This window comes from Bacillus sp. 3103sda1, from assembly GCF_024159135.1.
GTDB classification, from domain to species: domain Bacteria; phylum Bacillota; class Bacilli; order Bacillales; family Bacillaceae_G; genus Bacillus_A; species Bacillus_A rhizoplanae.
On sequence record NZ_JAMYWS010000001.1, the window covers coordinates 492,324 to 502,500 of the forward strand.

Consider the following 10,177-nt stretch of genomic DNA (forward strand, 5'->3'; position numbering starts at 1 on the left):
TTCTTTTATTTTACTCTGTTGAAACAGACGGATCTGCTTGCTCTTTTGCTGGAATTACTTCGTAGAAATGAGAATCCAGATCTATTAGCAAAGGTGAAAGAAGAGCAACTTCTTCATATTGTTCATGTTCCTTTAGCACGCGGAGATAGTCCGATAATAGTTCGTTTACATCAGATTCTCCTGTTTTACTGAGTGGACGAAGCGTAACGTTAGCACCTTTTGCAATTCGTCGCTCTAGTGCTTGCTCTGTTAATCCAAGATCAGGCTGATGACGTAAGTATACAACTCCGCCTGTCATTCCAGCACAAATCCATGGACCAGGGTCACCAAGGACGAGCGCGCGACCATTTGTCATGTATTCAAAAGCAAATCCTTTTATATTAGCGTGAACACCGATATTTCCATGTTCTTCTTTCGGAAGTGATGTTGTCATTCTTCCGCCAATAATCATATCAGCACCTGATAGACGAATTCCAGCTCTAGCATCAGCATTTCCTTGTACATATAATGATCCTTTTTGTGCTCCGTATCCGAATCCTTTTCCAACAGAACCGTTATAGTATTTACTGTCTTTTCCTTTTGTTTTTGTAATGTAAATACCGCCTCCGAAAGCTGTTTTTCCGATGCCGTCTTGCGCGCCGCCATTGACATGAATGAACAGATTTTCGCTATTATAGGCACCTAAACCATTTCCTGGAACGGAACCATTTGTGTATTTTAATGTGATTGGCTCTAATACATGATTTTCATATAATTTACTGCGCACGCGGTAGCAAGATTCCATGCCGCCCATTACGCGCTGATCGACACCAATACTAACAAGTTCTTTTGATTCAATGGCATAATTAGCCTCACTACACTTTTGTTGTGATGTTGTTTGCGGAGCATCGTATGTGACATCTTCTAATGTTTGTAATAGGTAATGTAAATTTAGCAAATGCTGGCCGTGTGCTTGTTCTAATAAGTCGGAACGTCCGACAATTTCTTGTAAGTTTACATGACCGAGCTGTCCTGTTAATCGCTTTAGTTCTGTTCCAAATGCTGTGAATAAATTCAATAATCCTTTTACAGCACTTTCAAAATCTCGTGGCACAAAGCGGCGCAGACCATGTTCTTTCGCTTGCGCTTCTGACTCAATTTGCGTTGCAATTCCGACATGACATGTATCTAAATGACAGCCGCGGCATGTCGTACAACCGATGGCAATCATAGAAAGTGTACCAAAGCCAATGCGATTTGCACCAAGAAGCATTATTTTTAACGCATCTGCAGCACTGCGGATACCACCGTCAGCCCAAATTTCTACATGATGTCTCATCCCAGCTTCTGATAGAGCATTATGAGCAGCTTTTACACCAATTTCAACAGGAAGACCAACGTGTTGCAAGGCATGAATACGAGCTGCACCTGTCCCGCCGTCGAAACCGCTAATGTTAATAAAATCAGCACCAGCTTTAGCGATGCCTACCGCAATGGTTCCAATATTAGGGACAACAGGAACTTTAACAGCAACTTTTGCATGTTGATTAGCCGTTTTAATTTCTGTAATCATTTGTGCTAAATCTTCAATCGAATAAATGTCATGGTTATTAGAAGGAGAGATTAAGTCCGAACCAATTGTTGCATTTCGCGCTTCTGCAATTTTTGCCGTTACTTTTGAGCCTGGTAAATGTCCGCCTTCTCCCGGTTTTGCTCCTTGCCCAATTTTTATTTCAATTAAATTAGAGGAATTGAGCAATTCAGCGTTAACGCCAAAACGTCCTGATGCAACTTGTTGTCCACGTGTATGTGGATATTTGCCAATCATATCTTTAATTTCGCCGCCTTCACCATTTAAACTAATCATATTTAATCGGTCGGCAGCTTCAGCATAAGCGCGGAAGGCAATTTCATTTTGTGAGCCAAATGACATCGAGCTAATAATAAATGGTAGGCTATGATTTTTTATTGCAATTGAAACGCGTTCAATTGGAACTTTATGATTTGTTTCCTTTATTTTTATGAGATGACGAATTGTTGTTGGATTTTTTTCTTCTAATTCTTCTAGCTTTTCACGATAGTCATCGTAGGCATTCCCTTTTGCGATGTCCCCAATCGCTTTCCAAATTCGTGGGAATAGATGAAACGTTTTTCGTATTTTTGCTTTTTCGTTTGTATAATCCATTGCCCGAGCTTTTGCATCTTCAGCTAACGTTTCTAGTGAAAAAGTTAATGTATCAGATCCAAGAAAGTTTGTAATATCCAGTATACGTGCAATCTCTTCGTGTAGACCAATGGAAGAGAAGAGGCGGCCGTAGCCTCGTAATTCATGAATTCCAAGTGTTGAGATGACTTTCTCAAGCCCTTTATTAAATGCGTTATATAAATTTAGAATAGGCTTTTCTGTTCCGTCATTTACTGTTGCAAAGGTAAGGTATGGATTTATAACGTCTGCCCCTAAACCATATAATGTTACAATATCGTGTAAAGAGCGAAGTGCTCCAGAACGTACGACAATTGCACAATCACGGCGGAGTTTATGTTTTGCAAGTTCGTTATGGATTTTTGCTGTGACTAGGTGCGGATCAATCCATAATTGGTTGTTTTGATGAGCCTTTGCATCGTCAAGTATGAGAAGAGAGGCTCCTTTTTTTACTGCTGTTACAGCTTCTGCTCCTAGTCGATTAAGTGCAGTATATAAAGTTTCATCTGCTGTAAATGTTCCAGATAATTTATAGACAGTGCTATGCAGAGAAAACATACGGATGAGTTGTTCGTATGTTACTGTTTCTAAATACTTTGCCGCTTGCTGTCCGGGTTCTCCTTCTAAGACAATTGGGCTCGGAAGTTCTACAACAAATGGTTGTTCTTCTGTGGCATACAGATTTGGGCGTGTTCCTACAATTGTACGTGTAGAGAAGTGCTCTATTTCTCGATCGCGATCAATAGCAGGATTTGTTACAACAGCAACGCTTTCCTTTATAAAGTCAGCAATATTTCTTCTGCCTATATCGAGTCCTGCAAGAGGAGCATCATGTCCGAGAGAACGGATTGGCTCAGCGCCTTTTTCAGCCATTTGTTCGAGAAGCTGAATATGCTCGCGGTCCCAGCCAAAGGCTGCGTATTGTTCTGTTTTGACTTCAGTAATTGAAGCAAGGTTATCTAGCTCTTCTGTTGGTGGAAGATGTAGATGATAACGATAGTCGATAAAGTCAATTCGCTGTTTCATACGTGCATATACTTCCTCTTGATATACATCGTATTCGTATAAAATAAGCTCGCCTTGTGCATTCCGCTTTAACCCAATTTTTTCTCCAGGAGCAAGTGATTTTGGTTCTGCAACATATTCTGATGGAGAAATAACACCTGGCTCAGATGAAAAAATATAAGAATTTTCTGTCTCTATTTTCCAAACTGGTCGTAAGCCAAGGGAGTCTACACTAAAAACAGCTTCATCTTTATGTCGTGAAATAATTCCAGCGGGTCCTTGAGCAAAATGTCCCCAGGCTTCACGTATATACGTATATAAGTCCTGCATATGCAGCTTGTATAATTTAATTTCATTAATAATTGGCGGAAATAATATATCCATTGCTTCGAATAAGCTGTAGTTGTAATGAGTGAGAAGTGTTTCTAGGGTACGGTTTAAATCTTGAGAGTCACTGCCGCCAATTGTAAGTGGTACATCAATCATTTCAGCCTGATCGCGCAGCTTAGCAATTGTGTTAATTTCTCCATTATGTCCAAGAATACTAAATGGCTGAACGCGGAAAAAGTTAGATAATGTGTTAGTAGAATAACGGTTATGCCCAAGTGTCATTGTAGATGCGATAAGTGGATTTCGCAGGTCATCATAGTATGATACAAGTGTATCGCCAGCTCCTAGTACTTTATAAACAACATAATCTTGACTGAATGACGCGACATGAACAGCTTCATTTTTTTCAATTTCTATCGTTAGAGAGAATAATAATTGATCAATCTTTTCATGTTGATTTTCCGGAACAATAGCAATTTGCCAAAATAGTGGTTCTTCCTGTTTGCCGATAGGTCCGAGTGCATCAGAGTTTGTTACGGTGCTAGTTTCAAATACGATAGTTAGATTTTCTTTATGCAGCAAGGAACGAATATAATTTTGTAAGGAGTTTGTATCCCTTTTTTGGTGTAGAAAAAAATGTCCAACAATAAAGTGAGGATGGTCCACTAATGTTGGATTATAACCATTTTGAGTTAATTTTTCTTTCCAAAGTGTTTTTGGAAGATCAATATGAATTCCAATCCCGTCACCTTCATTATTAATAAATCCGGCACGATGATTCATTTTCACCAGCGACTGTATACAAAGATTAATGTTTTCTTTCGTTGGAATGTTTCGTTTTTCCATTACGGAAACGATTCCACACGCATCATGCTCTGCATTTGCATAATTTTGAAATAAAGACGGTGTCCATTTATTTGTTTTATTTAGCATCCGTCAAGCCCCCTCTGGTGTTAATTTTGAATAGTCAAAATATTAAAGGTGTGCGACACCTAATATTTTAAAATAATAAATTGTTATTCAAGACTAAAAACAAATAATTATGAATAATTATACTATCAATTCATAATTTATGAAATAGTAAAAATAAAAAAACAGAGGGGGACCTCTGTTTTTTATTTCACTAATATTAATTATTGATCAGAAAAGAGATTCACTGTTCTGTAGTTGAGCGTTATACTTCTATTTTTGGGAGTAATACCCTCATCTTAAAGTTATGCAAAAAGTGGTGAGGGTATTACTACTGGCATGCGCCCAATCGGTTAACCATCAGCGGGGGATGAAGAACCCCTACTGATGGAAGTTTCACTTTATTTTAATGCAGCAAACGCTCGGCCAACAGCTTCAATCGTGTATTCAATGTCTTCTTTTGTATGTTCTGTTGTTAAGAACCATGCTTCATATTTAGATGGCGCTAAGTTAATTCCTTCATGAAGCATTAGTTTGAAGAATTTACCGAAAATTTCACCGTCTGTATTTTGTGCAGCATCGTAGTCTTCGATTTTATCTTTAGTAAAGTATACTGTTAAAGCGCCTTTTAGGCGGTTTATTGTAATATCAATGTTGTGTATAGCTGCTTGTTCCAAAATACCTTTTTCAAGCATTGCTCCAAGTTCGTCTAGTTTTTCGTATACACCTTCTTGTTGAAGTACTTCTAAGCATGCGATACCAGAAGCCATAGAAGCTGGGTTTCCAGCCATTGTGCCAGCTTGGTAAGCAGGGCCAAGCGGTGCAACTTGTTCCATAATTTCTTTTTTACCACCGTAAGCACCAATTGGAAGACCGCCGCCGATTATTTTGCCAAGAGCAGTTAAGTCTGGTGTTACACCAAGTAAGTCTTGAGCACCACCATACATAAAGCGGAAAGCTGTGATAACCTCATCATAAATGACTAATGCACCTGCTGCATGAACAAGTTCATTTACTTTTTCAAGGAATCCAGGTTTTGGTTCGACAATTCCAAAGTTCCCAACGATTGGTTCCACAAGAATTGCTGCTACTTCATGTCCCCATTTATCTAATGCTTCTTTTAATGTCTCTACATTATTAAAAGGAACTGTGATTACTTCTTGTGCGATGCTTTGAGGTACACCGGCAGAATCAGGAGTACCAAGTGTAGAAGGACCAGAGCCAGCCGCTACAAGTACTAAATCAGAATGTCCATGGTAGCAACCAGCAAATTTCATGATTTTTGTGCGACCTGTATAAGCGCGAGCAACGCGAATTGTTGTCATAACAGCTTCTGTTCCAGAGTTTACGAAACGTACTTTATCCATTGCAGGCATTGCTTCTTTTAGCATTTTTGCAAACTTTACTTCTAAAGCTGTTGGTGTTCCATATAATACACCATTTTCAGCAGCTACTTTAATTGCTTCTGTTACGTGCGGATGAGCATGACCTGTAATGATTGGTCCATATGCTGCTAAATAATCGATGTATTTGTTGCCGTCTACATCCCAAAAGTAAGCGCCTTTACCGCGCTCCATTGCAACAGGTGATCCACCGCCAACCGCTTTATAAGAGCGAGAAGGGCTATTTACACCACCAACGATATGTTCTAATGCTTCTTTATGTAATTCTTCCGATTTTGTGAATTTCACGAAAATTCATCTCCTTACAAAAATCTATGTATTATTTTAACACGTTTTTGGAAAAGACGTATTGTTTGTGATAGTTGCTACTGTTGGGTAAACTATTCGTTGTGCTAAAATGAAACTTTCGTCGGCATTATCTGCTTCATTGATGGTTAGTTAAATGAAGCGAGTTCATAGGGAAATCCCGCAAAAGCTCGCTGATCTTTATATCATATGAAAATAAAAGGTGTTGCTTGTTAGGGAGAAACAGAAAGGAGAATGAGTATGGAGACGGTTATTGAAGTAAAAGATTTACGAAAAGAATTTACATCGTACTCAAGCCGCTCAGGATTAAAAGGAGCGTTTCGAGATTTATTAAATCGTAATTATAAGATTGTGCCAGCAGTAAATGATATTTCGTTTACTGTAAAGCAAGGGGAGATGGTTGGATATATTGGTGAAAATGGTGCTGGTAAATCCACTACTATTAAGATGCTAACAGGTATTTTAACACCGACCGCTGGACAGATCACTGTGAATGGCATGAATCCGCACAAACAAAGGGAAGAATTTGTGAAAACGATTGGTGTTGTGTTTGGGCAGCGTTCGCAGCTTTGGTGGGATATTGCTGTGCAAGAGTCATTTCGTTTGTTAAAAAAAGTATATGGTGTATCTGATGCGCAATATAAAGAACATATGGAACATGTGATTGAAACGTTAGATATTGGTCCGCTCTTGGACAAGCCAGTTCGGAAGTTATCCCTTGGACAGCGGATGCGCTGCGAATTAGCGGCAGCATTAATTCATAATCCGCCGTTATTATTTTTGGATGAACCAACAATTGGACTTGATGTTCTTGTTAAATTGAAAATCCGTGACTTTCTAAAAGAAATGAATGAGCGATATAAAACAACAATTTTATTAACGACACATGACATTACAGATATTGAAGCGCTTTGTGATCGTGTTGTTATGTTAGATGAAGGAAAAGTAATGTATGACGGATCTTTAGACAAGCTAAGGTCGCAGTGGGGAGCAGAAAAAGAAATTCATTTTCAATTTGGGACTTCCGTTGCTTATCAGCAGCTTGCGATGTTAATGCCTGATAATGATGTAGTTTGGTCGCAAGGAAAGGAACAAAATACGTGGATTGCCAAGATTCCGAATGAAGAAATTATTATTTCAACTCTTATATCAAAAGTTGTACAAACTTTTGCAATTAAAGATTTAAAAATTAATGAAGTATCTACGGAGGAAATCATTCGTAATATTTATGAAGAGGGTATAACTCATGGATAAGTATATTGAAATGATTCGTGTCCGTTTTTTAATGATGCTTGCTTATCGAACAAATTATTATAGCGGTATTATCATTTATACAATTAATATCGGAGCATATTATTTTTTATGGCAAGCAATTTATAGTGGGAAAGAAAATATCGAGGGTGTATCAGTTACACAAATGACAACATATATCGCAATTGCATGGATGGCCCGTGCTTTTTATTTTAATAACATTGACAGAGAGATTGCGATGGAAATTATGGAAGGGCGAGTTGCAGTTGAGTTAATTCGTCCATATAACTATTTAGGTATGAAAGTGATGCAAGGGTTAGGGGAAGGGATTTTTAGATTTGCTTTCTTTTCTATTCCAGGTATGGTAATCGTTACATTGTTATTCTCACTGCAAATTACAACGAATTTCCAAACGTGGTTGTACTTCTTCCTATCGCTATTATTTAGTTTTATCATTAATACACAAATTAATTTAATGACAGGGATGTTAACGTTCTTTTTATTTAATAATAATGGAATTATGTATGCGAAACGTGTCGTTATCGATTTGTTTTCAGGACTATTAATCCCAATTAGCTTCTTTCCGTTATGGACTCAAAAAGCAATGATGTTTTTGCCGTTTCAAGCGATTAGTTACATTCCAAGTATGATTTTTTCTGAAGGCATACAAGGTGAGGCAATTTATAAAGCTTTATTATTTCAAATAACATGGGCGGTTCTGCTCATTATTCCAATTGTTATGATGTGGAAAACAGCGAGAAAACGGCTGATTGTGCAAGGGGGATGATGAGAAAATGTTATATTTTAAGTTGTTTTTACAATATGCAAGTCAATATATAAAAACGAAGCTAGAATATCGCGGTGATTTTATTGTTGGTTTACTATCAGATTTATTGTTACAAGCAGTAAACTTAATCTTTATTCTTGTTGTATTTGGACATACACAAGAATTGAAAGGGTGGAATAGGGAGGAAGTTATTTTTATTTATGGGTTCTTCTTAGTTCCATTTGCAGTTTTTTCAGCGTTCTTTAATATATGGGACTTTAATGATCGTTATATCGTAAAAGGTGAAATGGATCGCATTTTAACACGTCCCATTCACAGTTTGTTTCAAGTCATATTAGAACGAATGGAGCTGGAGTCACTTCTTGGTGCGATAACAGGTTTTGCGGTAATGGGATATGCTGCAGTACAGCTTCAATTAACATTTCATTGGTATGATTTCTTTTTATTTATATTGATGGTACTAGGCGGTGCGCTAGTATATGGGGGAATTTTCGTAACACTTGCAAGTATTGGTTTTTGGTCAGATGCAAGAAGTTCGATTATGCCGCTTATGTATAATATCGGAAACTATGGGCGTTATCCTATTAACATTTATAATCGCGTCATTCGTTTTATTTTAACGTTTGTATTGCCATTTGCTTTTGTTGGTGTATATCCAGCATCTTATTTTCTAGGAAAAACAGAATGGAACTCTTACGCATTTGCAACGCCTGCGGTTGGAATTATTTGTTTCTCAATTGGTTTTTTCGTTTGGAATATAGGAGTAAAACGATATCGCGGTGCCGGAAATTAATAAAGTTAATTTGTTTTATGTCTTCTTTCTCTAGGTTTTATTGTCCATTGAGGATGGGATAAAACTATCTTTGTCCTCATACAAATAAAATGAGGTGGAGGACATGTTATGGGGAATTATTTTATTTATTGCTGCGATTGCTGTGTTACGAAGTATCCAATTGTTATGGAGTTCGGCGGGGGAATCAAATCGTTTCTTTTCTTTGTATAATCTTATTTCATTATTTCTTATTTATACAACTATACTAATTGCGTTTGCGTTAAGTTATGTTGTTTTAGAAGAAAGTGGATTTTCGGTATTACAGGAAGACGGAAAGATGATAACGAGTCATTCATTTTCACTTGTAGAGGTATGTTTATATTTTAGTGCGATTACATTACTATCAGTTGGATATGGGGATGTAACTCCTATTGGAATTGGGCGTTGGATCGCGATTGTAGAAGCGCTAATAGGGTATACGATGCCATTTGCGTTTGTTGTACGAACAGTTATAGAAACTGAAAAATGATATGATATTTGATATAGTGGAAGAAAAAGACAAGGAGTGATTATACGTGGTTGCAGTAGGACAAATGGCACCAGATTTTACGCTAGAAGCAAGTAACGGAGAGCAAGTAAAACTATCTGACTTTCGCGGGAAACATGTTGTACTTTATTTTTATCCGAAAGATATGACACCAGGTTGTACAACAGAAGCGTGTGATTTTCGTGATGCATACGGGGTGTTTCAAAAGAAAGATACAGTTATTCTTGGGGTGAGTCCTGATCCAGTAAATAGACATTTAAAATTTATTGAAAAACATGACTTACCATTTTTACTTTTAGTGGATGAGCAACATGAAGTAGCAGAACTATATGATGTTTGGAAGCTAAAAAAGAACTTTGGAAAAGAATATATGGGTATTGAGCGTTCTACATTCCTCATTAATAAGGAAGGGGAACTCGTTAAAGAGTGGCGTAAGGTGAAAGTAAAAGGTCACGTAGAGGAAGTTTTGTCTTATATAAAGTAAAGTAAAAATTGCATCAATAGAGGTGGAGTTTTACCCACTTGTGCAGCACGAAATAATAAGTGAAATATTACAAGGCATATGTCTATACACTTTTGGGGATTTCTCATATGTTAGTAGTGTAGGGCATACCTCCTCAGGTGATAGTTTTCCATGTGCGAGTTTTTTCTCGCACTTTTTTTTATGCATATGTATAAAAAAAGG

At 37.5% G+C, this 10,177-nt stretch carries 7 protein-coding genes; 5 read left to right on the top strand and 2 right to left on the bottom strand.

Translation table 11 applies throughout. The features are described 5' to 3' along the window. Positions 1 to 10 precede the first annotated feature (10 nt). Positions 11 to 4,450 (bottom strand): glutamate synthase-related protein, encoded by a 4,440-nt coding sequence (locus NKR74_RS02485; RefSeq protein ID WP_253628533.1) that lies wholly within the window; start codon positions 4,448 to 4,450, stop codon positions 11 to 13. Between the two features lie 377 nt (positions 4,451 to 4,827). Beyond that, the gene (gene hemL / locus NKR74_RS02490; protein WP_098306912.1) at positions 4,828 to 6,123 is read right to left on the bottom strand and encodes a glutamate-1-semialdehyde-2,1-aminomutase; all 1,296 of its coding nucleotides are present in this window, start codon (positions 6,121 to 6,123) and stop codon (positions 4,828 to 4,830) included. A gap of 252 nt (positions 6,124 to 6,375) precedes the next feature. Between hemL and NKR74_RS02495 the strand changes: the two genes are divergently transcribed. The 5 genes from NKR74_RS02495 (at position 6,376) to bcp (ending at position 9,976) form a co-directional block, all read left to right on the top strand. Next, positions 6,376 to 7,389 (top strand): ABC transporter ATP-binding protein, encoded by a 1,014-nt coding sequence (locus NKR74_RS02495; protein ID WP_253628534.1) that lies wholly within the window; start codon positions 6,376 to 6,378, stop codon positions 7,387 to 7,389. Continuing rightward, positions 7,382 to 8,173: an ABC transporter permease gene (locus tag NKR74_RS02500; RefSeq protein WP_098306916.1), complete on the top strand. Its 792-nt coding sequence runs from the start codon at positions 7,382 to 7,384 to the stop codon at positions 8,171 to 8,173. The genes NKR74_RS02495 and NKR74_RS02500 overlap by 8 nt, the downstream gene beginning before the upstream one ends. Positions 8,174 to 8,180: 7 nt before the next feature. Continuing rightward, complete coding sequence (locus tag NKR74_RS02505) at positions 8,181 to 8,966, top strand: ABC transporter permease (protein ID WP_098306918.1); 786 nt, start codon at positions 8,181 to 8,183, stop codon at positions 8,964 to 8,966. 103 nt (positions 8,967 to 9,069) lie between these two features. Continuing rightward, on the top strand, positions 9,070 to 9,474 hold the full coding sequence (locus tag NKR74_RS02510) for an ion channel (protein ID WP_098306920.1): 405 nt from the start codon (positions 9,070 to 9,072) through the stop codon (positions 9,472 to 9,474). A gap of 46 nt (positions 9,475 to 9,520) precedes the next feature. Beyond that, entirely contained in the window at positions 9,521 to 9,976 is a 456-nt protein-coding gene (bcp, locus tag NKR74_RS02515; protein WP_253628535.1) for a thioredoxin-dependent thiol peroxidase, read from the top strand. The last annotated feature ends 201 nt before the right edge of the window (positions 9,977 to 10,177 follow it).

What these genes read in the sequence shown, in the direction of transcription:
- NKR74_RS02485 (WP_253628533.1), bottom strand. Translation starts at nt 4,450, where the DNA reads ATGCTAAATAAAACAAATAAATGGACACCGTCTTTATTTCAAAATTAT.
- NKR74_RS02495 (WP_253628534.1), top strand. Translation starts at nt 6,376, where the DNA reads ATGGAGACGGTTATTGAAGTAAAAGATTTACGAAAAGAATTTACATCG.
- NKR74_RS02500 (WP_098306916.1), top strand. Translation starts at nt 7,382, where the DNA reads ATGGATAAGTATATTGAAATGATTCGTGTCCGTTTTTTAATGATGCTT.
- NKR74_RS02505 (WP_098306918.1), top strand. Translation starts at nt 8,181, where the DNA reads ATGTTATATTTTAAGTTGTTTTTACAATATGCAAGTCAATATATAAAA.
- NKR74_RS02510 (WP_098306920.1), top strand. Translation starts at nt 9,070, where the DNA reads ATGTTATGGGGAATTATTTTATTTATTGCTGCGATTGCTGTGTTACGA.